Below are 26,178 nucleotides of genomic sequence, written 5' to 3'. Positions count from 1 at the left end.
AAGGTAGTGCTTCGAGCCTCTCCTGGCGCGGCGAGATCCACAGGACACCCGCGCGGACGGCACCACGGGGCACCTGTGGACAGCGCAGGTCGCCGGTCGGCCGACCTCGTCTACCGTCCCCGCACATGCACCTCGGCCTCACCCTCTCCACGACCGACGGCCGCACCCACGAGGTCACCGTCGACGTGGCCGGGGCTCACGACGGCCGCTGCCTGACCGAGGCGCTCCTCGAGGCGCTCCACCTCGACCCCACGAGCGAGGTCTGGGCCGGCGATGAGGTCGTCGACGAGCAGATGGCGGTCGGCTCTCCGCCGCTCCTCCACGGCGCGCACCTCCTCGTCCGGCCGGCCGGCCACGTCCAGCTCGGCGGGGCGCGCGGCTCCCCCCTTCGCCTCGCGGTCGTCGGTGGGCCGGACGCCGGTCACGACATCGCCCTGACCCACGGCAGCTGGACCGTGGGCCGCTCCCCCTCGTGCGACCTGACCCTCGACGACCCCTCGCTCTCCCGGACCCATCTCGTCGTCGAGGTGGGCTCCTCGGGGGTGCACGTGCGACCCGCGTCGACGACCAACCCCACGCGGCTCGACGACCGCGACCTCGACGACGCCAGCGAGACCCTCACGGCAGGCTCCGTCCTGACCGCCGGGGCTCACCGGCTCGCCGTCCGCGGGACGCACGGACGACGTCTGACCGTCGTCCCGACCGGGGACGGGACGCTGCGGGTGAGCACCCAGCCGCTCCCGGCTCCCCCGGAGCCGGCCCGGGCCGTCGCCTTCCCCGCCGAGCCGCGAGCACCGCGGGCCCGGCGTCTGCCGTGGGTCATGCTCGTGGCACCGCTGCCGCTGGCCGGCGCGATGGCCTACCTCTTCGGTCCCCGCATGCTGCTGCTCGCGCTGCTGTCGCCGGTGATGATGCTCGGCACCCACCTCTCGGACCGGATCGGCTCCCGCGCCGACGCCCGCCGCGAGCGCGCCGACTGGGCGGCCGCCAGCCGTCGCGCCCGCGTGCGCCTCGAGGCGGCGCTGCAGGACGAGACCTCCCGGCTCGAGCGGTCCTTGCCCGACCCCTACGAGCTACGGCTCGTGGCCGCCGGGCCGGGCACCCGGCTCTGGGAACGACGACGCGACCACGCCGGCGCGTGCCTGGTGCGCGTCGGCATCGGGGAGACCGCGGCGCACCTCCAGGTCACGGCTCCTGGCGCCGACGCGACGCACCCCCGTCTCACGGGCGTGCCGGTCGCTCTCGACTTCGACGAGCACCCGGTCCTCGGCGTCGAGGGCGACCCGGCCGAGGTGGCCAGGGTCGCCCGCTGGGTGGTCGGGCAGCTGCTCGTCCTGCACCCTCCCTCCGAGGTCGAGGTGCTCGTGCTGGGCCGGGTGGGGTGGATGGGCGGGCTCGTCCGCGCCCCGCACGTCTCGTCCGTGGGCGCCGACGGCCTGAACTCCCTGGCGGAGGAGGTACGGCGCCGTGACCCACGATCCACCCACGACCTGACCCTCGTCGTCGTCGACGACCCCGGGCCGTGGCGACGCTCCGAGGCCTGGCGCACCGTGGTCGACGACGGCCCGGTGGTCGGGGTCCGGGTCCTGCTCGCCCCCACCGGCGGGGGCGAGCTGCCCCACGAGTGCCGCACCGTGCTCGCCCTGCGCGAGGGGCGGGGGGTCGTGCGCGGCCCCGGTCGGCACGACGCTTTCGTCGCGGACGGGGTCGACCTGTCGTGGGCGGAGGAGGTCGGCCGCGCGCTGGCGCCCCTGCGCGACGCGGCACCCGGTCGTCGTCGTTCACGTCTGCCTGCCGTCGTCGCCCTGACCGACGTCGCCGACGTGCCGACGGACCCCGGCGCCCTCCTCGAGCGGTGGCGGGCCCCGTCGTCGGGCCTTGCGGCCGTCCTCGGCGCGGGCGAAGGGGGACCCCTCACCGTCGACCTCGTGACGGACGGCCCCCACGTCCTCGTCGGCGGCACCACCGGCTCCGGCAAGTCCGAGCTGCTCCAGTCCTGGATCTGCTCCCTCGCCCTCGCGCACGGACCGGACCGGCTCACCTTCGTCCTCGTCGACTACAAGGGCGGTGCCGCCCTCGCCGCGTGCGCGCAGCTGCCCCACACCGTCGGGGTGCTCACCGATCTCGACCCCGACGGCGCGCAGCGGGCCCTCGCCAGCCTCGGCGCCGAGCTCCGCCGGCGCGAGGCCCTGCTCGCCGAGCTCGGGGCAGCCGACATCACCGCCTACCGCGAGGCCGGGGGGACCCTGCCCCGGCTCGTCGTGGTCGTCGACGAGTTCCGGGTCCTCGCCCAGGAGCAGCCCGACGTCCTCAGCGGCATGGTGCGTCTCGCCGCGGTCGGGCGCTCGCTCGGCATCCACCTCGTCCTGGCGACGCAGCGGCCGGCCGGCATCATCACCCCGGAGATCAAGGCCAACGTCAACCTGCGGATCTCGCTGCGGGTCCGCGACCGTGTCGACAGCGACGACGTCATCGGGTGCGCTGACGCCGCGAGCATCCCGGAGGGGATGCCCGGACGCGGGCTGCTGCGGACCGGTGACGGCCCGCCGACCGTCGTCCAGGCGGCGTACGTCGGTGGACGGGGCGGCGGCGGTGACCATCTCACCGTCCGCGGCGAAGGGGGCGAGCTCCTGTGGTCTCGAGCAGACCCGGTGCCCGCGGGGGCCGGCAGCGACCTGAGCGAGGCGGTCGACATCGCGTGCCAGGCGTGGGAGAGCACCGGCGCACCCCCGCCGCACCGGCCGTGGCTCCCCCCGCTGCCCGCGGTCGTCGACACGGTGCCGTCGGCACCGCCGGACGTCGTGGTGTGGGGGCTGACCGACCACCCCGACGAGCAGCGGCAGGACCCGTTGACCTGGGCGCTCGGCGACGGTCATCTGCTCGTCGCCGGCGGCCCGAGGACAGGTCGCACGACCGCTCTGCACTCCCTCGTGAGCCGGATGGGCTCCGCCCTGCGCTCTCACGTCGTCGTGCACCTCGTCGCGCCGCCGTCCCCGGCGACCGACCGCGCCCGGGCGCAGCCGCACGTGGCGTCCGTCGTCGACCCCGGCGACCGGTCCACGACCCGCCGGCTGGTCTCCCGCCTGCGCGAGGACATCGACCTGCGGCGCGACGCGCTGCGGGCGAGCGGCCGCCCCGGCTACGAGCAGTGGTGGGCTGACTGGCGACGGGGAGAGGCGGACCGGCCGCCGCCCGTGCTCGTCGTCGCCGTCGACGGCTGGTCGCTGGTGGCCCGGGCGCCAGACCAGCCCGACGTCGAGAGCGCCGACGCGCTGGAGTCCGTGGCGCGCGACGGCGCGTCCCTGGGCATCCGCCTCGTCGTCGCCGGCGGACGGGAGCTGTCCTCGGGACGGCTCGGGTCGCTGGCTCGTCGCCGTCTCGTGCTCCACCTGCCCGACCGAGGCGACGTCCTGGCCGCCGGTGCGCCGCCGTCACTGATGCCCGCTGACGCGGTGCCCGGTCGTGGAGCCCTGCTGCCCGACGGCGTCCTCGCCCAGGTGGCGCTGCCCGTGCCACCGGGACGATCGGCCACCGACTCCTCCGACCCGTGGCGGTGGCGCGTCGTCGAGCTGCCGGCGAGCGTCGCGCTCGAGGACCTGCCGCACGCGGAGGGTCTCGTGCTCGGCCACTCCGGCGACCCGGACCGGCCCGTCCTCGTCGAGGTCGACGGCGGGCCCTGGGTGGCCGTCGGGCCCGGCCGGTCGGGACGCACCACGGCCTTGCAGCTCCTCGGCGAGCAGCTGGCGAAGGGGGGTCGGCCCGTCCTCGAGGTCTCCTCACTGGCGACCCGGCTCGTCGCGTCCTCGCTCGCCGTCATCGGTCCCGAGGAGGTCGACCCCTTCGTCCGCGCCGTGCAGTCGCACGAGGACCTCGTCGTCCTCGTCGACGACCTCGACACCCTCGACGAGACACCCCTCGACCCGGTCTTGCGCAGCTACACCAGCCACTGCGCGCGCTCGGGCGACGTCCTCCTCGCCGCGAGCAGCTCGACCGCGGCGTCGTCCTTCAGGGGGCTCACCGCGACGATGTGCCGGTCGCGCCGGGGCCTGCTGCTGCAGCCCCAGGCCCGCTCCGACGGTGACGTCCTGGGCGTCCGGGTCTCGGCCTCGCCGCGGGTCCCGGGCCGGGGCTACCTCGTCGACCGCGGGGTCGCCACCGAGGTGCAGGTCGCGCTCCCGGCCCTGATGGCGGGACCGTCACCTGCTGCGGCAGGATGGCCGTGACCACGGCGTGCGAAGGGGGCCGGATGCGACTCAGGCGGTACGGCGACGGCCCGAGGATGACCGGTTGGCGCCAGCTCCGGGGGCTGTCGAGCGAGCGCGACCTGTGGGTGGTCCCCCAGGGGCCGACTCGACCCGAGCTGGGTCCTTGGGTCACCCCGGACGGTCGTCGCGTCTGGGATCTCGTCGCCACCGGTCGTGCGGGCGAGCTCCCGTTCCCCGTCTGGATGGAGCAGCCCGACGCAGGAGGCGATCGCCGCGGCGACATGCTGTGGACCCAGGGCGTCCCGATCACCGTGGTCTCCGACGACTTCGTGGAGGGCCTGGAGACCCTGGGGGTGCGGGGGTGGCATACCTATCACCTCGACCTGCTCGACCTCTCCGGTCAGGACATTCCTGGGTACTGCGGCCTCATCCCCGACGCCACGGGGACCAGCGATCTCGTCTCGGGCTGGTGGCCGCGCGCCGCGCCCACCTATGAGCTGCTCGCCACCGATGACCTGTGCCTCAGCCTCAAACACATGGGGCTGCTCTTCGACCACGAGCCGGTGACTGACCGACGCCGCGTCGAGGGCCTCACCGCGACGTCGTGACCCACCGCGATGACGTCCTCAGCGCCGTCCTCGTCGGCGCCTTCGTCGTTCGAAGAAGATCTGTCACCTCGACGTGACGATTCTTCTTCGAACCACCAGGGCGGGTGCACCCATCGACCGCCGCCGTGGCTGGCACCGCCTCAGTGGACGGTGTCCTCCGGCAGGTCGGCGGCGGGCGAGGACATCGCGGCGAGCAGACCGGCGATCGACAGCACCGCGAGCGGGGCGGCGACGAGCAGGCCGTTGGAGGTGTTGAGGGTCCAGATCGCCGGCAGGGTGAGCAGGCACCACACGACCGTCGGGGTGCGGGGCCAGCGGCGGCCGGAGAACCACCCGCGGGCCATGGCGGCGAGCAGCACGGTGAAGATCGCGGTGACGACGAGCGAGAGCGCCGCGGCGGAGGCGACGTCGGTCGTACCGGTGACGAGCTCGCGCAGGTACAGGCCGGCCGCGACGAGCAGGGCGAGCGCGTACACCGCGCACACCGCCCCCGCGACGAGGGCAGCGGGGGCCAGGCCCGTCCGGGCGCCGTCAGGTCGTGGTGCGGTGCTCACAGTCCGCACCCTACGACTCCGCCCCGGCACCAGCCCCGGGTGAGCGTCGGCCGCCCCTCACGGGCGACCCGGTGGGCGCGTCGTCGGACCCCCGTGATGGGGTGGGACGGCCACGGGGCCGAGACACGCCGGCAACTCACCGGCCGCTACCCCTAGCGGGACATGCCCGTCCCCGGCTAATATCGAGGGTCGCCCCCGATACAGGCTCCTGCCTGCCCTCACGCGCCCCGGCCCGGAACATCGAGCCTGCGTGGATCGTTGGCACAGGGTGTCCCCGACCGGGACTCCCGAGCGAGCACCGTCCGTCAACGCCGATCGACTGGTGATCCACCCCTGACCCCTGCCCGGGTCAGGATCCCAGGCCACCACCGCTAGGCCCCACAGACAGACAAGGAGCACGACTACATGGATTGGCGCGACCGGTCAGCCTGCCTCGACGAGGACCCCGAGCTGTTCTTCCCCATCGGCAACACCGGCCCTGCGATCGCCCAGATCGAGGAGGCCAAGAAGGTGTGCCGCCGCTGCGAGGTCATCGACACCTGCCTCAAGTGGGCCATCGAGTCCGGCCAGGACGCCGGTGTCTGGGGCGGTCTGTCCGAGGACGAGCGCCGCGCGCTCAAGCGTCGTAACGCCCGCGCCCGCCGCGCCGGCTGAGACGCCCATACACCTGCACGACCCGAGCCGGCGGCCAGCTCCTCACGGAGCGGCCACCGGCTCTCCCGTCGCCCGGGGTCAGCTGCGCTGACGCAGCCGGGCGCTGAAGCGCACGGTCGTCCCGCCCTGGGGGTTGTCCTCCCAGCGGATCGTGCCGCGCAGGTCCTGCACCATCGAGGTGACGATCCGGGTGCCGAGCCCGGCCCGGCTGGGCCGGAAGCCCGCCGGCAGTCCCGCCCCGTCGTCGGTGATGCTCACCCGAAGGATGTCCTCGCCGTCCGCCGCGGTGCGCTCGGCCCGCACGACGATCGCTCCCCCGTCGGGCACGCCGTGCTCGACGGCGTTCTGGATGAGCTCGGAGAGGATGAGCGCGACGGAGGTCGCCTCGTTCGGGCCCATCCAGCCGAAGCTGCCCTCGACCCGTGAGTCGAGCGAGCCCTGGGTGCGCGCGACCTCGATGATGCCGCGCAGCCCGCGCACGGCGATCTCGTCGAAGTCGGCCTCCTCGGAGAAGCCGGTGCTCAGCGTCTCGTAGACCATCGCGATGACCCCGACGCGGCGCTCCGCCTCGCGCAGCGCCTGACGACCCTCGCCGTCCTCGACCCGACGCCCCTGCATCCGCAGCAGCGCCGCCACAGTCTGCAGGTTGTTCTTCACCCGGTGGTGGATCTCGCGGATCGTCTGGTCCTTGCTGAGCACCTGCTCGTCGCGGTGCCGCAGGTCGGAGATGTCGCGGATGAACACGATCGCGCCCTGCCGGACGCCGCCCCGGGTCAGCGGGAGGGCCCGCAGGGTCGCCGCCTGACCGCCCGCCGTCACCTCGGCCCGCCACGCGGCGCGGCCCATGACGACGATGGCCAGGCCCTCGTCGAGCGGGCCGTCGAGACGGGGCAGGCCGCCGATCGCCTGCGCGAGCACCGCGCCGAGGATCTGGCCGTCGTGCCCGAGGCGGCGCATCGCGCTCACGGCGTTCGGGCTGGCGAAGAGGACCTCGCCCCGCTCGTCGAGCTGGATGACCCCGTCGGCGACCCGGGGCGCCCCGCGGCGCTGGCCCGTCGGGGCCGACGCCGAGGGCCACTCCCCCCGCACGAGCATCTCGCTCAGCGTGTCCGTGAGCTCGCCGTAGGTGCGCTCGAGCGGGCTGGTCGAGCGGTCACGACCACCCGGCTGGTGCCGGGTGACGACGCCGACCGTGCGCCCGCCGAGCCGCACGGGCACGGCGGCGACCTTCGTCGTGCCCTCGAGGCCGTCGGCGTCGATGCACTGCCCCGCGTCCGCAGCGGCGTCGATGACCTCGCGCAGGTCGTCGAAGGCGTGGCGCCCGATCATGTCGTCGACGAAGGCCATCGGCCCCGTCATCGGGCGGGCGTGGGCCACGGCGACCCAGCCCTCGTCGAGGCACACCCACATGACGAGGTCGCAGAAGCCGAGGTCGGCGAGCAGCTGCCAGTCCTCGAGGACCAGCCGCAGCCGCTCGACCTCGGCCTGCGTCAGACCGCTGGCCGCGAAGACCTCGGTCGTCGTGCGGACTGGGGTCACCGCGTCACCGAGCGCAGCATCCTCAGCGCGACGGACAGGGCGGCGACGGTCGGCGCCGACAGCGCGCGGATGCCGGCGAGCGAGGTGCGCACGCGCTCCCACGACTCGTCGTGCCCGTCGAGCCAGCTCTGCCACCGCTCCTCGGGCGTCGGGTCGCTGAGCTCGGAGCTCGACTCGAGCACCGAGCGGGTGAGCGCCTGCAGCGTCGCGTAGAGGTCGTCGCGCAGCGCACCGCGGGCCAGGCTGTCCCACCGCTCGACGCGCGGCAGCGCGGTGACGCGCAGCAGCAGGTCGTCGATGCCGAAGCGCTCCGAGACGAGGTAGTACAGCTCGGCGACCTGCTCCGGCGTCTGCCCCGAGTCGGCGGCGATGTCGGTGATGTCGAGCAGCGAGTAGCCGTCGAGCAGCGACGCGGCCCGGGCCGCGAGCTGCTCGGGGACGCCCCGCTCGACGAGGTCGGCCGTGTTGTCCTCGAGCCGCTTCGCCTCCGAGCCCTGGAGCATGCCGCCGACGCTCGAGCCGAGCTCGGCGACGACCGGCGCGAAGCGCTCGATCTCCTCGCGGATCGCCAGCCGACCCGGGCGCGCGGCGAGCAGCCAACGCACCCCGCGGTCGAGCAGCCGACGGAACTCGAGGTAGAGCCGCGTCTGCACCTCGGTCGGCACGACGGTGTCGAGCGCCTCGACCTCGGCGACGTAGTCGTCGAGACCGAAGACCTCACGGATGACGACGTAGGCCCGGGCGACCTGCTCGGGCGTCGCACCGGTCTCGGTGACCGCGCGGTGCACGAAGGTGATGCCGCCGCGGTTGACGACGTCGTTGGCCAGGACGGTCGTGACGATCTGGCGGCGAAGGGGGTGCGCGAGCACCTGGTCGCCGTACTCGTCCCGGATGCGCTGCGGGAAGTACGAGAGCAGCATGTCCTCGGTCGCCGGGTCGTCCGGCGTCGCGGACTCGAGCAGGTCGGCCTTGAGCGCGAGCTTGCTGTAGGCGAGGAGCACGGACAGCTCGGGCGAGGTGAGCCCCTGCCCGGCCTCCTGACGGCGGGCGACCTCGGTCTTGCTCGGCAGGAACTCGAGCTCGCGGTCGAGCTCGCCGCGCTCCTCGAGATCGGTCATGAAGGTCTCGTGCACCGAGAGCATCGAGCCGCCCTGGGCGCGCGCGTTGCCGAGCAGGACGTTCTGCTCGTAGTTGTCGCGCAGGACCATCTCGCCGACCTCGTCGGTCATCGAGGCGAGCAGGTCGACGCGCGCCGGCTCGTCGAGACCGCCCTCGCGCACGACGTCGCCGAGGAGGACCTTGATGTTGACCTCGTGGTCGCTCGTGTCGACGCCGGCCGAGTTGTCGACGGCGTCGGTGTTGATCCGCACGCCGCTCTGCGCGGCCTCGATGCGACCGCGCTGGGTGGCGCCGAGGTTGCCGCCCTCGCCGACGACCTTCGCCCGCAGCTGGGCGCCGTCGACGCGGTAGGCGTCGCCGGAGCGGTCGCCGACCTCGTCGTGGCTCTCGCTCTGCGCCTTGACGTAGGTGCCGATGCCGCCGTTCCACAGCAGGTCGGCCGGCGCGAGGAGGATCGCGCGGATGAGGTCGTTCGGCGCGAGCGAGGTCGCGCCGTCGAGACCGAGCGCGGCCGCGGCCTGCTCGCTCACGGGGATCGACTTCGCCGAGCGCGGCCACACGCCGCCGCCCTCGCTGATGAGCGAGGTGTCGTAGTCGGCCCACGAGCTGCGCGGCAGGTCGAAGAGCCGCCGGCGCTCGGCGAAGGAGCTCGCCGCGTCGGGGTCCGGGTCGAGGAAGACGTGGCGGTGGTCGAAGGCCGCGAGCAGGCGGATGTGCTCGGACAGGAGCATCCCGTTGCCGAAGACGTCGCCGGACATGTCGCCGATGCCGACGACGGTGAAGTCCTCGCTCTGGGTGTCGACGCCCATCTCGCGGAAGTGCCGCTTGACCGACTCCCACGCGCCACGGGCCGTGATGCCCATGCCCTTGTGGTCGTAGCCGATCGAGCCGCCGGAGGCGAAGGCGTCGTCGAGCCAGAAGCCGTACTCCTGCGCGACGGAGTTCGCCAGGTCGGAGAAGGTGGCCGTGCCCTTGTCGGCCGCGACGACGAGGTAGGGGTCGTCGCCGTCGACGCGGACGACGCGCTCGGGCGGGACGACCTCGGAGCCGACCCGGTTGTCGGTGATGTCGAGCAGACCGGAGATGAACTGCCGGTACGCGGCCCGGCCGGCCTCCATCCACGCCTCGCGGTCGGCGGAGACGTCGGGCAGCTGCTTGCCGTAGAAGCCGCCCTTGCTGCCGGTCGGCACGATGACGGCGTTCTTGACCATCTGCGCCTTGACGAGGCCGAGCACCTCGGTGCGGAAGTCGTCGCGCCGGTCGCTCCAGCGCAGACCGCCACGGGCGACCGCGCCGAAGCGCAGGTGCACGCCCTCGACCATCGGCGAGCACACCCAGATCTCGTAGGCGGGCCACGGCTTGGGCATGTCGGGCACCTTGCGCGGCTCGAGCTTGAGGCTGATCCGCGGCAGCGGCTCGCCCTGCTCGTCGTGCTGGTAGTAGCTCGTGCGCAGCGTCGCGGCGATCACGCCGACGAAGGAACGGATGACCCGGTCGTGCGCCAGCGAGGCGACGTCGTCGAGCAGCTCGTCGATCCGGCCGCGGATCTCGGCCTGGGCCGCCTCGCGCGCCTGCACGTCACCGTCGACATCGGGGTCGAATCGGGCGTCGAAGAGCGCGACGAGCTCACGGGCGATCTGTGTGTGCTCGGTGAGCGCCTCGGCGAGCGAGCGCAGGCTCCACGTCGTGCGGGTCTGGCGCAGGTAGCGCGCGACGGTCCGCAGCAGGGCGACCTGGCGCCAGGTGAGACCGGCGGAGACGACGAGCGAGTTGAGCGCGTCGGACTCGGCGCGGCCCGACCAGACCGCGGTGACGGCGCTCTCGACGAGCTCGCGGAGCTCCTCGTGGGTGTGCTGCTCCCACAGCCCCGCGTCGTCGACCCGCAGGCCGAAGTCGTAGACGCCGATGCGCTCGCCGTCGGAGCGGGTGACGACGTAGGGCTCCTCGTCGACGACCTCGAGCCCGAGGTCGTGGAAGAGCGGCATGACGCGGGCCAGGGAGACCCGGTCGATGCTGAAGAGCTTGAAGCGGCGCACCGTCGCGCCGTCGTCGCGACCGTGGCCGCGACGGGGGTCGTACAGGACGCACTCGAAGCGGTGGTCCTCGTCGATGGAGACGAGGTTCTTGAGATCGGCGACGGTCTGCGCGGCGTCGAAGTCGTCCTGGTAGTCGACGGGGAAGCCGTGGACGAAGGGGGCGAGCATCGCCTCTGCGCGATCGCCCAGGCGCTCCTCGGCGGCGGCGGCGAGGTGCTCGGTCCACGTGCGCGAGGCGGCGGCGACCCGGTCGCCGAGCGACCCGGCCTCGTCCGAGGACGGGGTGTAGACCGGTTTGCCGTCGGTGCGGCGCAGGACGTAGTACAGCCGCGCGAGGGAGTCCTCGCTCACGTGGGCGGTGAAGGTCGCCTCGTCGGCCCCGATCGCGGTGAGCAGGACCTCCTCGATGCGGTGGCGCACCGTCGTCGTGTAGCGGTCGCGCGAGAGGTAGACGAGGGCGGTGACGTACTGGCGCTGCGCGTCGCCGCGCAGGTAGAGCGAGGTCTGGCGCAGGGTCTCGATGCGCAGGATCGAGTGCACGACCTGGTCGAGGTGCTCGACGTCGTCCTGGAAGAGCTCGTCGCGGGGGAAGGTCTCGAGCAGGCGCAGGACCCGGTTGCCGGAGTGCGAGTCCTCGCTCCACCCGGCGGTGTGCAGGATCGAGGTGACCTTGGCCGAGACGACGGGGATCGTGATGACCGGCTCGGTGTAGGCGCTCGAGGTGAAGAGCCCGACGACGCGGGTCTCGCGCAGCGAGCCGTCGCTGCCCTGCCACCGCACGGCGACGTGGTCGGGGTAGGCGGTGCGGTGCACGGTCGAGCGTGCGCTGCCCTTGCCGATGCGCACGCCGACGCGGTCCTGCGCCAGGCGCCGCTCGGCCTCGTTGAGGGTGTACGCGTCGTCGGCGAGCAGACCGAGACCGGACCCTGCGACGGGCTCCATGCCGGCGTCGGTCACGGTGTAGTCGCGGATGCCGAGGAAGGTGAGGTGGTCGCGGGTCAGCCAGCGCAGCAGCTCGGCGGCCTCGTCAGGCTCGTCGTGGTCACCGGACGCGGCGATCTCGTCGGCGCGCTCCAGCGCGCGCTGCTGCATGGCCTCCCAGTCCTGGACGGCGCAGCGCACGTCGTCGAGGACGTCGCGCACCGTCGTCGTCAGCACCTCGTCGTCGGCGGCGGACGCGGAGGTCTCGACGTGCATCCACGACTCGGCGAGCTCGCCGGCGGCGACGCCCTGACCGCCCGTCGGGGCGTCGCGCAGGTCGACGATGCGGCCGTCGTCGTCGCGGCGGACGGCGAACTGCGGGTGGATGACGAGGGTGACCCGGTGGCCCAGGCGCTCGAGCGCCCCGACGACGGAGTCGACGAGGAAGGGACGGTCGTCGGTGACGACGTCGACCGAGCCGGCGCTCACGTGGAGGTGGGACTGCCCGGCCGAGCGCCGCTCGGCGGCAGAGCGGTGCCGGCTCGCGAGGGCGAGCAGGTCCTCGGGTGGTCGGCCGGAGACCTCGGCCGGGTCCACGTGCCGCAGGTAGCGGCGGACGAAGGTGGGGTCCTCACCCGCCGCGGCGGCCGCCGTGGCGGCCCCCTCGGCGACGGTGGAGGACGAGTCGGCGGAGAGCGGAACCATGTGCTCGGGCATCCTTGATCTGCGGTCTCGACGGCGGGTGGCCGACGTCCTCGTCGGCTCGCAGCACCCAGCCTAGCGCCGTGCCGTCACGCGCCGAGACGCCGCCTGACCGCGCGTGCCTCGCTGTCGACGAAGCCCCCGATGACCTCGGCGATCTGACCCTCGAGCGAGCGCCCGACGAGCGGGATGGAGCACTTGAGGTCGCCCTCGACGACGAGGCTGCAGCCCTGCCCCTCGGGCGTGAGGGAGAGGGTGCCGTCCATCGTCACGGGCGCGCCCTTGACCCGCACGACGACCGTGCCGCGTCGGGCGCCGTCGGACGCGGCGTCGCTCTCCCAGCGGCGGTCGTCGGTGACGGTGAGGGAGTCGCCGAGGAACTTCTTCGCCGGGCCGGGCGCACCGTCGGTGGGCAGGTTGAGCACGATGCTCACGACGTCGGCATCGGAGCCGCGGGTGACCTCGGCGCGGGGGTCGGTCCCGGTCCGGGCGACCCGCTCGCGCTGGAAGCCCTCGTCCATCAGCAGGTCGTAGACCTGCTCGCAGGGGGCGTCGAAGCTGTAGGCACGGTGGAAGCGCATGGCCTCACGGTAGCCATCTCGAGACCTCCTCGGCGCGGTGGGCCAGGGCCGCTCGGCGGCGCTCGAGCAGGACCGCGCTGCGCTGCAGCCGTCGGCCCAGCCGCTCGGCCGTCTCGGCACGCTCGGCGTCCGCGCTGCCGTCGGCCTCGCCGGAGATGCCCCACCCGGGCAGCACCTGCCCGTCCTGCACGACGAGCCCGTGCGAGCGGGCCTCGTCGCTCGCGCGGCGCAGGTCGTGCTGCGCCTCGCCGAGCGCTGCGGCGAAGTCGTCGAGGGCGTCGGCGAGCTCTCGCATCCGCGCAGCCGCACCGCGGCTGGCCGCCGTCACGGCGTCGACCCGGCGGCGGTGCCCGACGGCCACGCGACCGACCCACCCCGGCCCTGCGGCGACGTGGGCGCCGTCGGCCTCGTCGGCCCGGATCTCGAGGTCGCCGGCCCGTCGTCGCAAGGACGCGACGAGGGCCGAGACCGACGCGGCGTCACCCAGCAGCGCGGCGCTCATCGGACCTCTCGGGCGTGGCCCTCGGTGCGCCCCGCCGCGCTGGAGGCGCCGCGGCCCGCCTCGCCCCGGGTGCCGGTGCTGCCGAGGACGTAGGCCAGCTCGGCGCACTCGGCGTCGACCCCGCGCAGCTCGCTCACGAGGGCGTCGACCGCGTCGTCGACGACCCGTTGGGTGCCGTGGTCGCCCACCATGACGAGGCTGTCGAGGAGCTCGTCGCCGGCGGCCCGGGCGAGCCGCCCGAGACCGCCGACCTCGGTGGCGAGCTCGGTCAGACGCTGCGGCTCGGGGTGTCCTGGCATGGTGCCGTCAGCGTATCCGTCACGTCGCCGACGGCCGCCGGGTCGCCCACAGGGCCGCCCGCCGGTCAGCCCGCCTCGGCCACGAGCTGGTCGAGCTCGGTGACGTCGTACCAGAGGAGGTCGTCGTAGCCCTCACCGAGCGCGGTGCCGGTGCTCTCCTCGACGTGGAAGGACACCACGTCGGACAGGGCGACGGGGGCCTCGACGACGACGGTCCACGCGTCCTGCTCGACCACCGACGCGACGTCGGCGGCGATGACGACGCGGCGCTCACCCGTCGTCCGGCGGCGATCTGCGGCGCTGTCGAGGGCCTGGCAGGTCGCCTCGAACTCGAGGTCCTCCTCGTCCTCGCCCGGGTGGTCTGCCCGGTCGCCCGCTGTCACGGCGTGCGCGGTCCGGCGCGCAGAGAGCGGGACCGCGCCGGAGGTCTGCACGGCGGCGAGGTCGGACATGACCAGCGGCAGGTAGACGCGCACGCTCACGACCGGCCCCCGCCCCGCGGGCTCTCCCGCAGCTCCGTGAGAGCCTCGTCGACCGCCTGGGCGAGCACGTCGAGGTCGGGCATCGCGTGACGATCGGCGTTGAGCCCGAAGTAGACCGACCCGTCGTAGGAGGTCAGCCCCACGGCGAGCGCCTGCCCGCGCGAGAGAGGCATGACGGGGTAGGTCGCGAGCAGCCGCGCTCCCCCGGCGTACAGGGGCTGCTGGGGGCCGGGCACGTTGGTCACGACGAGGTTGAAGAGGCGCCGGGTCATCGCCGCTCCGGTCCGGGCGCCGAGCGAGTGCAGGGTGGGCGGCGCGAAGCCGCCGAGCGAGGACAGCGAGGCGGCGTCGACCGCCTGCGTGGTCTCCATCTGCTGGCGCATCGAGAAGGCGATCTGGTGCAGGCGCATCGACGGGCTGGCCTCGCCGACGGGCAGGTCGACGAAGCACGCGGTGAGGCGCGAGCCGGAGCGGTGGTCGCCGGACTCGTCGTAGACGCTCACCGGGACCATCACGCGGATGACGGCGGTCGAGCTGAGGTGCTCGCCGCGGTTCTGCATCCACGTGCGCAGCGCACCGGTGATCGTCGCGAGGACGACGTCGTTGATCGTCACGTCCTCGACGTAGCGCCCACGGGTCAGGCTGGTCCGGATGCGGCGGTAGTCCGCGAGGTCCGTGCGCACCATGACCCACCGACGGGTGCCCGACACGGTGACGTCGAGCGGCGACTGCGGGGCCGGGCGCGTGCCGACCTGGGCGAGGGTCGAGACGAGCCCGCCGGCCAGGCCGAGGGCGCGCCGCCCGGTCTCGGAGACGTCGCGCAGACCCCCGCGGACGTTGTCGGCGACCTGGCTGGGTCGGCGCACCGAGTCCATGACGGCGTCGGCGACGAGGCGAAGGGGGCTGGGAGACCCGGTGGGGCGGCGGGTCTCCTCGCCCGGGTGGACCCCGTCGGGGTCGAGAAGGAGGTGCCCGACGTCGACGGCGTTGATGCCGTCGACGAGCGACTGGTGCGCCTTGCTGACGATCGCGAAGCGGCCGCCAGTCAGCCCCTCGACGAAGTAGAGCTCCCACAGCGGACGGCTGCGGTCGAGCGGGCGCGAGGTGATCCGCGCGACGAACTCCTCGAGCTGCTCGTCGTCACCCGGACGCGGGAGCGCGGAGCGGCGCACGTGGTAGGTGAGGTCGAAGTCCTCGTCGTCGACCCACACGGGGTTCGCGAGCCGCGCGGGCACGCTCTGGACGCGCTGGCGGTAGCGCGGCGAGCTCGCGATGCGCTCGGCGATGAGCTCGACGAGGCTGTCGTAGTCGAAGCCGTCACGTGGGGGCTCGAAGATCATCACCGACCCGACGTGCATCGGCAGCGTGGCGTCCTCGAGGTAGAGGAACGACGAGTCGAGGGCGGACAGTCGTTGGCTCACCGGGTCATCGTCGCACGGGGCCTGCCTGCTCACCTGCTCCTCGTGCGGGCCCGCCGCAGCCCACGCCGCTCGTGGCGCTCGGCCCGCGGCACCTCGACGTCGAGGAGGTCGGCGGCCAGCGCCCGCAGGGCCAGACGGACCGGGCTGCTCGGGGCGCTCTCGGCGAGGGTCGCACCCGCGAGCATCGCCGCGTCCGTCGCCGCGGGGTCGTCCGGGACGAAGACGAGCCCGGTCAGGCCGGCGAAGCGCTCGAGCGACTCGGAGATCCGTCGCTGCGGGTCGGGCCCGACCGCGGCGGCGCGGACCCTGTTGACGACGGTGCGTGGCTGCGGGCTCGGCACCGACGCCAACGACTGCACCGCCCGGACGAGCCGTTGCAGGCCGACGGGGTCACCCGCACCGACGACGAGGAGGTCGTCGGCGACCGCGAGCGCGGTGAGGGTCGTCGCGTTGCGACGCGGCGCCGCCGTGTCGTAGGAGAGCTCCTCGTCTTCCTCGACGCAGAAGCCGAGGTCGAGGACGACGAGCGGGGCGAGCCCCCGCGCCAGCTCGAGGACCTGCTCGACCGCCGAGGCACGCAGCTCGGGCCATCGCTGCGGGCTGACGACGCCGGAGACGACCCGCAGCCCCGGGGCGACCTCGGGGGCGAGGCGCGCGAGCGAGACGAGGTCGAGGGTGCCCAGCTCGGACGCCCGGGCCGCCGCCGCGATGCCCGGCGACTCGTCGAGCATCGACAGCGCCTGGGCGACCGAGGCACCGTACGTGTCGAGGTCGAGCAGCACGGTCGGCACCCCGAGCGCCGCCGCCTCGCTGGCCACCCCGACCGCCACGGTGGTGCGGCCGGGCGCACCGGTCGGGCCCCAGACCGCGACTACCCGGCCACGGACCGGCTCGTCGTCGGTCACGGTGTCGTCGTCGCCCACCCCGCCGGGCCCGACGGCGTCGGCCTCCGTCTCGTCGGCGCGTCGGCCGATGCTGCGGGCTGCCGTGCCCAGGCGCTCGCGCAGCTCGTCGCGGTCGAGACCCGGGTGGACGACGGTCTCGACGCCGAGCTGGCGCAGGACTCGCTCCGAGGGCTCGTCCCCCTCCGCCGACGCCCCGACGACGGCCACGCCGTCGCCCGACATCCGGGCGACGGCGTCGCGTCCGACGCCCCGCAGGTCGGCCGAGACGATGGCGACGTCGCCGTGGCCGGCGGCGACGGCGGCGAGCAGGTCGGCCAGGTCCGGGCACCGCCGCGCCACCCGGACCCCGGGGACCTCGTCGATCGCGGTGACCAGCCGGCTCTCCCAGCCGTGGCCGACCGCGACGAGGACGTCGATCACTCCGCGACCTCGGCGAGGGTGCCGCCGTTGGCGACGACGCGAAGGGGTGGGTCGGCGTCGGTGTCCGCGGAGAGCACCCGCTCGACCTCGTCCTCGGGGATGAGCAGCTCGACGGAGGAGTCCGCGCTGCTGCCGCCGATGACGGTGCCGCCCTGCGTCGGCACGCGGTGCACCGTCACCGGGCTGAGCAGCTCGGTGTACTCGGGTCGCCTGCCCGCCTGCTTGTCCTGCGAGGTGAGGGGCGCGGCGGCGTAGATCGCGACGCGGGACCCCTTCGCCAGTCCGCTGAGATCGGTCGCGGGGACGTGGACGACGGTCGGGAAGACGGTGAGGTCGCCGCGGTCGATGAGCGCGGAGCGGGGCACGAGCTCGCCCTGGCGCAGCTCGCGGTCGATCGTCGCGCCCTGGGGGAACTCGTGCCCGGTCTGCAGGTACTTGCCCGCCTGGTCACCGAGCGAGACGTCCACGCGCACGAGGTCGCTCTCGCGCACGGGGTCGCCCGGGGTCATGTCCGAGGCCGCGGCCCACACCCCGACCCGCTCGTCGGCCGCGCCGATCGCCAGGGCCCCGAGCACGACAGAGGCGAGCACGAGCACGATGCCGACGAGCAGACGGCTGTCCTTCCAGCTCGGCGCGGAGAGTCGTCGGGCGGTCGGTGCAGGCAGATCGGCGCTCACGGTGCTCCCCTGGCTCTCGTCGGTGACGGGCGGGTGTCCTCGGCGACGCCCGCAGGCTGCGTGCCCCACTATGGCCCAGGTCGGGGCCCGCGGCACGCGGTCTCCACAGGCTCCGGCGCACCCCGCCCGAGCAGTGGCAGACTGACGGCTCCCGTCCTGCCCGTCGTGCGAGAGACCATGGCCAAGAGATTCGTCCCGCTGAGCGATGTCGCCGAGACCCTCGACATCTCCGCTGCCCAGGCGTACGCCCTCGTGCGCAGCGGAGAGCTGCCGGCGATCAAGGTCGGCGGGCGCGGCCAGTGGCGCGTCGAGCTCACCGAGCTCGACGCCTACATCGAGCGGATGTACTCGCAGACCAAGGCCTTCGTCGACTCCCAGCGCGACGGCTGACCCCGCCTGCTCGCCCAGGGGCTGAGCACCCTCACCCCGCGTCGGCGACGGCCGCGAGGGCCGCCAGCGGCAGGACCCGCACCGAGCGCACGTCGCCCGCCCGCCGCGGCACGTCCACGGGGTGCTCGCCGACGTCGACGACGTCGGCCCCGACCCCGTCGATCGTGCCCGTCGTCAGCCCTCCCCCGACGTCGTGCACGTGCACGACCCGGCGGTCCCGGCTCACCCCTCGCAGCGCGTAGCCCAGGGTCAGCCGCCGTGCGCTCGCCGTGCTGCGCGGCCGCCGGGCCAGCCCGGACAGGGAGACGACGGCGCCGGTGACGACGAGCGTCGGGCGCGAGCGCGCCTCGAGCACGAACCACCCCGACCCCGCGTCGACGAGCACCCCCTCGAGCCGCCGCCCGCCGAGCAGGTGCACTCCGACGACAGCTCCCGTCGACCCCACCAGCCGGTCGGTGAGCGACACCTTCGAGCGCTCGAGGCGGGTGCGCTCGGCGACCTCGCTGTCGAGCTCGAGACGCTCCTGGGCGGCGAGCTGCGACTCGAGGTCGTCGAAGAGACGGTCCCAGCGCATGAGCGACATCCTGCCCGCGCGCCGGCTCCCCCGCCGGGCGCGCGCGCAGAGGCGTGGGCTGCGCGACGTGACGACCGCTCGTCGCTCACCCTGTTGCCCGATGCCATTTGGTGCTGTTTGCTGTCGTTTGACGGCGATTGATGATCGCCGGCAGATCACCAGCCCGGCGACGCAGAGGTGAGGACGATGAGCACGAAGACCGGCCGAGGAGCGCTCTTCGGCTTCTTCGTCGCCGCCACGGCGGCGACGGTCGCACTCGCCGCCGCCTGCCGGACGACGCTCGCTCAGCTCGATCGCTCCGATCCCGGCTCGGTCCTGCTCGCCCTGTGCGCCGTCGCGGCCTGCGCGGGTGCCGGATGGCTCTGCGCGCTGAGCGGGCTCCACGTCGCCGCCCGGCTGCCGGGCCGGCTCGGGCGCCTCGTGGCGCGCCTGGCCGACCGGGTCACCCCCGCCGTCCTGCGCCAGGGGCTCGCCCTCGTCGTCACGACGAGCAGCGTCGCCGTAGTCCTGCCCGGTGCGAGCGTGTCCGCGAGCGCCGCGACGACCGGCACGCCCGGCCCTGGCGAGCACCCCGGAGGCTCACCCTCGGCCTCCGCTCCCGACCCGGGGTGGCGCGCCACCGCGCCCACCGCGGTCCCCGACGCCTCGTGGCGGGCGACGGCGGTGCCGCACGAGAGGTCGGCCGCTCCCCCCGCCGTCGCGCCGTCGGCGGGCTGGACCCCTCACCGCCCGCGGCCGGTGCAGCAGCCCTCGCTCGAGGTCATCGGCGGTCGAGCGGCCCCGGCGCACGAGCCGGGCGAGACCCACGTCGTGCGCCGCGGCGACTGCCTGTGGGACGTCGTCGAGCGTCACCTCGGGTCCCGCGCGACCCCGGCGGAGGTCGCCGCGGCCGTGCCGCACTGGTACGAGACCAATCGGTCCGTCATCGGCGACGACCCCGACCTCGTGCTGCCGGGCACCGTCCTGCACGCACCCGACCCGCTGCCCGCCGCGGGGTGGACCGCGCGATGAGCACGCCGATCCACATCGTGCCCGCGCCCTCGGCGCGCCCGGTCGGCGTCCCGCTCCCCACCCCCGACGAGGCAGACCGGCGCGACCCACGCACCCCGTACGTCCAGGACGCGCTGGCCGTCGACTTCCGGATGGCCAGCGACGAGGCCGTCTTCGGCATCCAGCCGACCCCGGCCGACGAGCTCCCCGACGCGCAGGCCTGGGCGGCCCACGTGGGCCAGGCCGTCGTCGAGGTCATGCACGGGGCGCGGCCGCCGGCGCAGGTGCTGCGGTGGACCTCACCCGAGGTCTACACCGTCGTCGCCCGGCGTGGCGCCCTCGCCGCCCGACGGGCAGGTCACCCCCTTCGTCAGGGCGAAGGCGTGGTCCGCCGCGTCCGGGTCCGCACCGCGCGGGTCTGCCACCCGCGCGACGACGTCGCCGAGGCCAGCCTGGTCGTGCACGACGGCGGGCGGCTGCGCGCCATGGCGATACGGCTGGAGGGCCGTGACGGACGCTGGGTCGTCACGGCCCTACAGGTGGCCTGAGCGCGGGTCTCGCCCCGTCGCGCTGCTCGTCAGCGCTTCTTGCGCTGCTTCTTCGCGGCGGCGCGACGCTCCGAGCGCGAGCTGCCGGCGGTGACGGTCTCGTCGTCGCGCTCCTCGACGCTGCCGTCCTCGGACGGGGCCGAGTAGTGCAGGTTGCGGGCGCTCGGCTCGTCCTCGAGCCCCTTCGCCCGGATCGCCGGACGCTCGTGGGCGACGTCGCCCTCGCTGTCGCCCGAGCCGGACCCGATGAGGTCGGAGACGCTCATCGGGGCGGCGCCGACGCTCGTGCGCCGGTCGACCTCGACCTCGGCGTTGAAGAGGTAGCCGACGCTCTCCTCCTTGATCGCCTCGTTCATCGCCTCGAAGAGCTGGAAGCCCTCGCGCTGGTACTCGACGAGCGGGTCGCGCTGGGCCATCGCCCGCAGGCCGATGCCCTCCTTGAGGTAGTCCATCTCGTAGAGGTGCTCGCGCCACTTGCGGTCGAGGACCGACAGCACGACGCGTCGCTCGAGCTCGCGCGCCACCGGCGGGGTCAGCTCGGCCTCGCGGCGGTCGTACGCCTCGTGGATGTCGGTGACGACCTCCTCGCGCAGGTTCGTCGCCGTGAGCTTGGTGAGACCGCCGGCCCGCTCGAGCAGGTCGTCCTTGGTGAAGGAGATGGGGTAGACCGCGCCGAGCGCCGTGAGGAGCCGGTCGAGGTCCCAGTCCTCGGCGAAGCCCGCCGAGGTCTCCGCGTCGACGTAACCGCCGGCGACGTCGGTCATGAAGTGACGGACCTGCTCCTCGAGGTCCTCTCCCTTGAGCACCCGGCGGCGCTCGTCGTAGACGACGGTGCGCTGGCGGTTGAGGACGTCGTCGTACTTGAGGACGTTCTTGCGGGTCTCGAAGTTCTGCCCCTCGAGCTGGCTCTGCGCCGACTCGATCGAGCGCGAGAGCAGCTTGCCCTCGATGGGGGTGTCGTCGTCGATCTTCGCCGTCGCCATGACGCGGTCGACGAAGCCGGCGTTGAAGAGCCGCATGAGGCTGTCCTGCAGCGAGAGGTAGAAGCGGGACTCGCCCGGGTCTCCCTGACGGCCGGAGCGACCGCGCAGCTGGTTGTCGATGCGGCGCGACTCGTGCCGCTCGGTGCCCAGGACGTACAGGCCACCGAGCTCGGTGACCTCCTCGTGCTCGGACTCGACGGCCTTCTCGGCGGCGGCGAGCGCGTCGTCCCACGCGGCCTCGTACTCCTCCGGGGTCTCCTCGGGGTCCAGGCCGCGCTTCTTCAGCTCGGCGACCGCGCGGAACTCCGGGTTGCCGCCGAGCATGATGTCGGTGCCTCGACCGGCCATGTTCGTCGCGACGGTGACGGCGCCCTTGCGCCCCGCGTCGGCGACGATGGCGGCCTCGCGCTCGTGGTGCTTGGCGTTGAGGACCTCGTGCTTGACGCCGCGCTTCTTCAGCTCGGCGGAGAGGTACTCGCTCTTCTCGACGCTCGTCGTGCCGACGAGGACCGGCTGGCCCTCCTCGTACTTGTCGGCGATGTCGTCGACGACCGCGCGGAACTTCGCCTCCTCCGTGCGGTAGACGAGGTCGGCCTGGTCCTGGCGGACCATCGGGCGGTTCGTGCGGATCGGCACGACACCGAGCTGGTAGATCGAGTGCAGCTCGGCGGCCTCGGTCTGGGCGGTGCCCGTCATGCCGGAGAGCTTGTCGTAGAGCCGGAAGTAGTTCTGCAGGGTGATCGTCGCCAGGGTCTGGTTCTCGTTCTTGATCTCCACACCCTCCTTGGCCTCGATCGCCTGGTGCATGCCCTCGTTGTAGCGACGCCCCTTGAGGATGCGGCCCGTGTGCTCGTCGACGATGAGGACCTCGCCGTCGATGACGACGTAGTCCTTGTCGCGCTTGAAGAGCTCCTTGGCCTTGATCGCGTTGTTGAGGTACCCGATGAGGGGGGTGTTGACGCTCTCGTAGAGGTTGTCGATGCCGAGGGCGTCCTCGATCTTCTCGATGCCCGGCTCGAGCACGCCGATCGTGCGCTTCTTCTCGTCGACCTCGTAGTCGCCGGTCGCCGCGATGCCCTTGAGGGTGTCGGCGGCGGTGCCGCGCTCGAGCTTCGTGACGAGCTTGGCGAACTCGACGTACCACTTCGTCGGCTGGTCGGCCGGCCCCGAGATGATGAGCGGCGTGCGCGCCTCGTCGATGAGGATCGAGTCGACCTCGTCGACGATGCAGAAGTTGTGGCCGCGCTGGACGAGGTCGTCGACCTTGTTGGCCATGTTGTCGCGCAGGTAGTCGAAGCCGAACTCGTTGTTCGTGCCGTAGGTGATGTCCTTCGCGTACTCCGCGCGGCGCTCCTCCGGCGTCATGTGCGACAGGATGCAGCCCGTCTCGAGCCCCAGCGCGCGGTGGACGCGGCCCATGAGGTCGGCCTGGTACTGCGCGAGGTAGTCGTTGACGGTGATGACGTGCACGCCCTTGCCCTCGAGCGCGTTGAGATAGCTCGGCAGGGTGGCGACGAGGGTCTTGCCCTCACCGGTCTTCATCTCCGCGACGTTGCCCAGGTGAAGCGCGGCGCCACCCATGACCTGCACGTCGAAGTGGCGCTTGCCGATGGTGCGGCGGGACGCCTCGCGCACGGCCGCGAAGGCCTCGGGGAGGATGTCGTCCAGCGTCTCGCCGTCGGCGAGGCGAGCGCGGAACTTCTCCGTCTCACCTCGCAGCTCGGCGTCGCTCATCGCCTCGAAGTCCTCCTCGACGGCGGCGACCTGCGCGGCGATGCCCTCCAGCCGCTTGACGACCCGGCCCTCACCGGCACGCAGCAGCTTCTCGACGATCTTCACGGGTATGTCTCTCCTGACGACGACATCCGACCCGCGGCGAGACCCTGCAGCCTCGGGGGTCGTGGACTGTGGGTCAGGTTAGTCCCTCGCCACAGCAGCGCCCAACGAAGAGGGTCGCGCGGCGGTTCCCCCTTCGCCCGCGGGGCAATTGACTTGCCCCCCACGGGGACGGGCGGCGAGGGTGACGCCATGACGAGCAGCTACCCGCAGTGCGTGCCGGTCCTCGACGACGGGCGCGTCCGGCTGCGCGCGATGACGCCGGCCGACCTGCCGGCCGTCGTCGAGCAGAGCACCGACCCCGAGACCCTGCGGTGGACCACCGTGCCGAGCCCGTACGGCCCGGACGACGCCGCCGACTTCCTCGAGCACATCGGCTCGCAGTGGGAGGACGAAGGGGGTGTGCGCATCTTCGCCGTCGAGCTCGCCGGCGCCGACGGCGAGGAGGGAGCCCCCTTCGCCGGCTTCATCGACCTGCGCCCCGGCGCCTCCCCGCAGCACCCGTGGGAGGTCGGCTTCGCCACCCACCCGGCGGTGCGCGGTCGGGGGGTGATGACGGCCGCGATGCGTCTCGGGGCGGCGTGGGCCTTCGAGCAGGGCGCGCCGAGCCTGTACTGGTACGCGAACGTCGGCAACTGGGGCTCGCGGCGCGTCGCGTGGCGGGTCGGCATGACCGACCACGGCACGCTCCCCCAGCGCGTCCCCGGCCGGGACGGGGCGGTGATGGACGCGTGGTGCGCCTCGCTGCTCCCCGGGCAGGAGATGAGCCCGCGCACCCCGTGGATCACCCCGCCGGTGCTCGAGGAGGGCTCGCTGCGGCTGCGCGAGCTCGGCGAGGACGACGCCGAGCACGTCGAGACCGTCACCTTCGAGCCTCACTGGATGCCGTCGGGCGGCCTGACCCCGGAGGGCTTCTCCGGCTTCCTCCTGCGGCGTGGCGAAGGGGCGAGCCTGGGGAAGGTGTGCGGCTGGGGCGTGGTCGACCGCCAGAGCGACCGACCGCTCGGCGAGATCGGCATCTTCGCCCGGTCCGGGACGCTCGCGGCCGGGGGCGTGGCCGAGCTCGGCTACCAGCTCTTCCCCTCGGCGCGCGGTCGCGGCGTCGCGACGGCGGCGAGCCGGATGGCGATCGCCCACGCCTTCGCGCCGGTGGCCGACGGCGGGCTCGGGCTGCGCCGGCTCGTCGCCGAGACCGCGGCCGACAACGAGGCCAGCAACGCCGTGCTGCGCGCCTGCGGCTTCGTCGTCTACGGGCGCGAGACCGGCTGCGACGTGCTCGCCGACGGGTCGAGCGGCGACGCGCTGCACTGGGAGCTCGCCCGCGGCTGAGGTCCGTGCCCGAGCTCGAGCCAGCGCGCCATGAGGTCGAGCTCGGCGTCGAGCTCCGCCCGGTCCTGCGCTCCCCCGCGCCCGCTCTCCCAGCCGACCCGGTGCACCCGGAGGACGCCCGCGGCGCGGTCGGCCTTGAGGTCGACCCGCCCGACGAGGGCGTCGCCGAGGAGGAAGGGCAGGACGTAGTAGCCGTGCACGCGCTTCGCGGCCGGGGTGTAGATCTCGAGGCGGTAGTGGAAGTCGAAGAGCGCCTCGAGCCGGGGCCGGTGCCAGACGGCGGAGTCGAAGGGGGACAGCAGCGCGCGCCCGGAGACCGACCGGGGGCGACGGGCGGCGGCGTGGAGGTAGGCCGAGGCCGACCAGCCCTCGACCCGCACCTCCTCGACCTCGCCCGCGGCGACGAGCCGCTCCAGCGCCGGGGCTGCGTGCTCGCGCCGGATGCGGAAGTAGTCGGCGATGCTCGCGAGGTCGGCGACACCGAGTGCACGCGTCGAGATGCGCACGAGCTCGTCGTACGCGTCCTGCGGGCCGAGCCGCTGCGAGGGGTCGAGCCAGCGGGCGGCGTCCGCCGGCGGCACGACGCGGGACAGGCCGGCGTACCGCCGCTCGAACTGGCGGGTGCGGCCGGCGCTGGAGATCCGCCCGGTCCAGAAGAGGTGCTCGAGCGCGTTCTTCACGAGCGACCAGTTCCACCCCCAGCCGCCCTCGGCACGCGGGGCGTCGCGCTCGAGCGCGACCTCGATCTCGCGAGCGGTGCGGGGGCGGCCGGCCTCGACCTCGGCGAGGACCGCGGCCACGAGATCGGGGTGCTCCTGGGCGACCCTGCGCATGCCGCCCCACGAGTCCTCCTCGCCGCGACGCATCCGCGGGTGCTCCATGAGCGGCCACGTGCTCGGCGGCAGCAGGCTCGCCTCGTGCGCCCAGTACTCGACCATGCGCCGGGGTGCCCGGTCGCGCATGCGGTCGAGCAGCCCCGTGTCGTAGGGGCCGAGCCGCGAGAAGAAGGGCAGGTAGTGGCTGCGGGTGAGGACGTTGACGCTGTCGATCTGGACCAGGCCCACGGTGTCGAGCACGCGCCCGAGGTCACGCACGGTCACCGGCCGCTGCGGTCGCGGCGTCGCCAGCCCCTGCGCGGCGAGGGCGACGCGACGGGCAGCGGGCAGGCCGAGACGGCGGGGCCCGGGGACGGCGCTCACGCGCGCCGGACGTCGCCGGGACGCTCGGCGGTCACGCCGTGACGAAGGGCGTACGTCGCCGCCTCGACGCGCGAGGTGAGCACGAGCTTGTCGAGGATGTTGCGCACGTGGTTCTTCACGGTGTTCTCCGCGATGAAGAGCTCCTGGGCGATGTCGCGGTTGCGCCGGCCCAGGGCCAGCAGGGCGAGGACCTCGCGCTCCCGGGCGGTCAGCTCGCGCTGCTGCACTGGCTCGCGGACCGGCTCGCCGTGGCTGACCATCGTCAGCTTCATCGAGTCGTACGCGGCGAGCAGCAGCGGGCCGAGGTCCTCGGCAGCCACCGGCTCGCCCGCGTGCACGGCGCACACCGCGGCGAGGAGCTCCTCGCCGGTGCACTCGCGCAGCAGGTAGCCCGCCGCGGGCGGGACCCCTTCGCCGAAGACGTGCTCGTCGGTCACCGAGACGAGGACGAGCACCCGCGCCGAGGGGCAGGCGTGCTGCAGCCGCGAGAGCAGGTCCGCCAGGAGCATGCCGACGACGTTGCTGTCGACGACGACGACGTGCGGCTCGAGCTCGGGGGCGACGGCCAGGGCCTCGGCACCCGTGGCGGCGTCGACGACCTCGTCGAAGGCGTCCGCTCCGCCGAGCGCGGCGCGCAGGCCCAGGCGGTACAGGGGGTACCTGCACACGAGGAGCACCCGGATCGGCTCGGCCATGCAGGACAT

Annotated in this window: 21 protein-coding genes; 7 read left to right on the top strand and 14 right to left on the bottom strand. The window is 73.8% G+C overall.

The features are described from left to right. Positions 1-125 precede the first annotated feature (125 nt). Positions 126-4,223, top strand: coding sequence for an FtsK/SpoIIIE domain-containing protein (locus L6241_RS08285; RefSeq protein WP_368245704.1), 4,098 nt, complete (start codon positions 126-128; stop codon positions 4,221-4,223). A gap of 224 nt (positions 4,224-4,447) precedes the next feature. After that, positions 4,448-4,813 carry a hypothetical protein gene (locus L6241_RS08280; protein WP_368245703.1) on the top strand — a complete coding sequence of 122 codons (366 nt, stop codon included), beginning with the start codon at positions 4,448-4,450 and terminating at the stop codon, positions 4,811-4,813. A 140-nt stretch (positions 4,814-4,953) separates the two neighbouring features. Here L6241_RS08280 and L6241_RS08275 read toward each other — a convergent pair whose 3' ends face one another. Next, entirely contained in the window at positions 4,954-5,367 is a 414-nt protein-coding gene (locus L6241_RS08275; RefSeq protein WP_368245702.1) for a hypothetical protein, read from the bottom strand. A 405-nt stretch (positions 5,368-5,772) separates the two neighbouring features. Here L6241_RS08275 and L6241_RS08270 point away from each other — a divergent pair, with 405 nt between their 5' ends. Next, positions 5,773-6,021 carry a WhiB family transcriptional regulator gene (locus tag L6241_RS08270; RefSeq protein ID WP_068273570.1) on the top strand — a complete coding sequence of 83 codons (249 nt, stop codon included), beginning with the start codon at positions 5,773-5,775 and terminating at the stop codon, positions 6,019-6,021. A 78-nt stretch (positions 6,022-6,099) separates the two neighbouring features. Here L6241_RS08270 and L6241_RS08265 read toward each other — a convergent pair whose 3' ends face one another. The 9 genes from L6241_RS08265 to L6241_RS08225 all read right to left on the bottom strand — a co-directional run bounded on the left by L6241_RS08265 (position 6,100) and on the right by L6241_RS08225 (position 17,625). Further along, entirely contained in the window at positions 6,100-7,560 is a 1,461-nt protein-coding gene (locus L6241_RS08265; RefSeq protein WP_368245701.1) for a sensor histidine kinase, read from the bottom strand. Then, positions 7,557-12,341, bottom strand: coding sequence for an NAD-glutamate dehydrogenase (locus tag L6241_RS08260; protein ID WP_368245700.1), 4,785 nt, complete (start codon positions 12,339-12,341; stop codon positions 7,557-7,559). The genes L6241_RS08265 and L6241_RS08260 overlap by 4 nt, the downstream gene beginning before the upstream one ends. An 86-nt stretch (positions 12,342-12,427) precedes the next feature. Continuing rightward, a complete protein-coding gene (locus L6241_RS08255; protein WP_068273563.1) occupies positions 12,428-12,919 on the bottom strand; it encodes a DUF2505 domain-containing protein in 492 nt (163 codons plus the stop codon). A 4-nt stretch (positions 12,920-12,923) separates the two neighbouring features. Next, positions 12,924-13,421 (bottom strand): hypothetical protein, encoded by a 498-nt coding sequence (locus L6241_RS08250; RefSeq protein WP_252974977.1) that lies wholly within the window; start codon positions 13,419-13,421, stop codon positions 12,924-12,926. Then, positions 13,418-13,720, bottom strand: coding sequence for a hypothetical protein (locus L6241_RS08245; protein ID WP_368245699.1), 303 nt, complete (start codon positions 13,718-13,720; stop codon positions 13,418-13,420). The genes L6241_RS08250 and L6241_RS08245 overlap by 4 nt, the downstream gene beginning before the upstream one ends. 65 nt (positions 13,721-13,785) lie before the next feature. After that, the gene (locus tag L6241_RS08240) at positions 13,786-14,202 is read right to left on the bottom strand and encodes a hypothetical protein (protein ID WP_251718574.1); all 417 of its coding nucleotides are present in this window, start codon (positions 14,200-14,202) and stop codon (positions 13,786-13,788) included. Further along, positions 14,199-15,623: a wax ester/triacylglycerol synthase family O-acyltransferase gene (locus L6241_RS08235; RefSeq protein ID WP_368245698.1), complete on the bottom strand. Its 1,425-nt coding sequence runs from the start codon at positions 15,621-15,623 to the stop codon at positions 14,199-14,201. The genes L6241_RS08240 and L6241_RS08235 overlap by 4 nt, the downstream gene beginning before the upstream one ends. Before the next feature lie 29 nt (positions 15,624-15,652). Continuing rightward, complete coding sequence (locus tag L6241_RS08230; protein ID WP_368245697.1) at positions 15,653-16,948, bottom strand: CpaE family protein; 1,296 nt, start codon at positions 16,946-16,948, stop codon at positions 15,653-15,655. Continuing rightward, positions 16,945-17,625, bottom strand: a complete 681-nt coding sequence (locus tag L6241_RS08225; protein WP_368245696.1) for a hypothetical protein — start codon at positions 17,623-17,625, stop codon at positions 16,945-16,947. Before L6241_RS08225 ends, L6241_RS08230 begins: the two co-directional genes overlap by 4 nt. A gap of 177 nt (positions 17,626-17,802) precedes the next feature. Here L6241_RS08225 and L6241_RS08220 point away from each other — a divergent pair, with 177 nt between their 5' ends. Next, positions 17,803-18,015 (top strand): helix-turn-helix domain-containing protein, encoded by a 213-nt coding sequence (locus tag L6241_RS08220; protein ID WP_368245695.1) that lies wholly within the window; start codon positions 17,803-17,805, stop codon positions 18,013-18,015. 31 nt (positions 18,016-18,046) lie between these two features. Here L6241_RS08220 and L6241_RS08215 read toward each other — a convergent pair whose 3' ends face one another. Continuing rightward, positions 18,047-18,589 carry a hypothetical protein gene (locus L6241_RS08215; RefSeq protein WP_368245694.1) on the bottom strand — a complete coding sequence of 181 codons (543 nt, stop codon included), beginning with the start codon at positions 18,587-18,589 and terminating at the stop codon, positions 18,047-18,049. Positions 18,590-18,775: 186 nt separating this feature from the next. Between L6241_RS08215 and L6241_RS08210 the strand changes: the two genes are divergently transcribed. Then, positions 18,776-19,600 carry a LysM peptidoglycan-binding domain-containing protein gene (locus L6241_RS08210; RefSeq protein WP_368245693.1) on the top strand — a complete coding sequence of 275 codons (825 nt, stop codon included), beginning with the start codon at positions 18,776-18,778 and terminating at the stop codon, positions 19,598-19,600. Beyond that, complete coding sequence (locus L6241_RS08205) at positions 19,597-20,127, top strand: Rv3235 family protein (protein ID WP_368245692.1); 531 nt, start codon at positions 19,597-19,599, stop codon at positions 20,125-20,127. The genes L6241_RS08210 and L6241_RS08205 overlap by 4 nt, the downstream gene beginning before the upstream one ends. Before the next feature lie 29 nt (positions 20,128-20,156). Here the strand turns inward: L6241_RS08205 and secA are convergent, their stop codons facing one another. Then, the gene (gene secA, locus L6241_RS08200; protein ID WP_251718762.1) at positions 20,157-22,955 is read right to left on the bottom strand and encodes a preprotein translocase subunit SecA; all 2,799 of its coding nucleotides are present in this window, start codon (positions 22,953-22,955) and stop codon (positions 20,157-20,159) included. Positions 22,956-23,138: 183 nt separating this feature from the next. Here secA and L6241_RS08195 point away from each other — a divergent pair, with 183 nt between their 5' ends. Continuing rightward, on the top strand, positions 23,139-24,275 hold the full coding sequence (locus L6241_RS08195; RefSeq protein ID WP_251718580.1) for a GNAT family N-acetyltransferase: 1,137 nt from the start codon (positions 23,139-23,141) through the stop codon (positions 24,273-24,275). Here L6241_RS08195 and L6241_RS08190 read toward each other — a convergent pair. Both L6241_RS08190 and L6241_RS08185 read right to left on the bottom strand, forming a co-directional pair. Next, on the bottom strand, positions 24,194-25,474 hold the full coding sequence (locus tag L6241_RS08190; RefSeq protein WP_368245690.1) for a winged helix-turn-helix domain-containing protein: 1,281 nt from the start codon (positions 25,472-25,474) through the stop codon (positions 24,194-24,196). The two genes, L6241_RS08195 and L6241_RS08190, sit on opposite strands and share 82 nt — an antisense overlap. Beyond that, a complete protein-coding gene (locus tag L6241_RS08185; RefSeq protein ID WP_251718582.1) occupies positions 25,471-26,169 on the bottom strand; it encodes a response regulator transcription factor in 699 nt (232 codons plus the stop codon). The genes L6241_RS08190 and L6241_RS08185 overlap by 4 nt, the downstream gene beginning before the upstream one ends. Between the last annotated feature and the right edge of the window lie 9 nt (positions 26,170-26,178).

This window comes from Janibacter sp. Y6, from assembly GCF_040900765.1.
In the GTDB taxonomy this organism is placed as follows: Bacteria; Actinomycetota; Actinomycetes; order Actinomycetales; family Dermatophilaceae; genus Marihabitans; species Marihabitans melonis.
The sequence above is the reverse complement of the archived record's forward strand: the minus strand, read 5'-3'. Positions and strand labels throughout refer to the sequence as shown.

What these genes read in the sequence shown, in the direction of transcription:
- L6241_RS08285 (WP_368245704.1), top strand. Translation starts at nt 126, where the DNA reads ATGCACCTCGGCCTCACCCTCTCCACGACCGACGGCCGCACCCACGAG.
- L6241_RS08280 (WP_368245703.1), top strand. Translation starts at nt 4,448, where the DNA reads ATGGAGCAGCCCGACGCAGGAGGCGATCGCCGCGGCGACATGCTGTGG.
- L6241_RS08270 (WP_068273570.1), top strand. Translation starts at nt 5,773, where the DNA reads ATGGATTGGCGCGACCGGTCAGCCTGCCTCGACGAGGACCCCGAGCTG.
- L6241_RS08260 (WP_368245700.1), bottom strand. Translation starts at nt 12,341, where the DNA reads ATGGTTCCGCTCTCCGCCGACTCGTCCTCCACCGTCGCCGAGGGGGCC.
- L6241_RS08255 (WP_068273563.1), bottom strand. Translation starts at nt 12,919, where the DNA reads ATGCGCTTCCACCGTGCCTACAGCTTCGACGCCCCCTGCGAGCAGGTC.
- L6241_RS08250 (WP_252974977.1), bottom strand. Translation starts at nt 13,421, where the DNA reads ATGAGCGCCGCGCTGCTGGGTGACGCCGCGTCGGTCTCGGCCCTCGTC.
- L6241_RS08245 (WP_368245699.1), bottom strand. Translation starts at nt 13,720, where the DNA reads ATGCCAGGACACCCCGAGCCGCAGCGTCTGACCGAGCTCGCCACCGAG.
- L6241_RS08220 (WP_368245695.1), top strand. Translation starts at nt 17,803, where the DNA reads ATGGCCAAGAGATTCGTCCCGCTGAGCGATGTCGCCGAGACCCTCGAC.
- L6241_RS08215 (WP_368245694.1), bottom strand. Translation starts at nt 18,589, where the DNA reads ATGCGCTGGGACCGTCTCTTCGACGACCTCGAGTCGCAGCTCGCCGCC.
- L6241_RS08210 (WP_368245693.1), top strand. Translation starts at nt 18,776, where the DNA reads ATGAGCACGAAGACCGGCCGAGGAGCGCTCTTCGGCTTCTTCGTCGCC.
- L6241_RS08205 (WP_368245692.1), top strand. Translation starts at nt 19,597, where the DNA reads ATGAGCACGCCGATCCACATCGTGCCCGCGCCCTCGGCGCGCCCGGTC.
- L6241_RS08195 (WP_251718580.1), top strand. Translation starts at nt 23,139, where the DNA reads ATGACGAGCAGCTACCCGCAGTGCGTGCCGGTCCTCGACGACGGGCGC.
- L6241_RS08185 (WP_251718582.1), bottom strand. Translation starts at nt 26,169, where the DNA reads ATGGCCGAGCCGATCCGGGTGCTCCTCGTGTGCAGGTACCCCCTGTAC.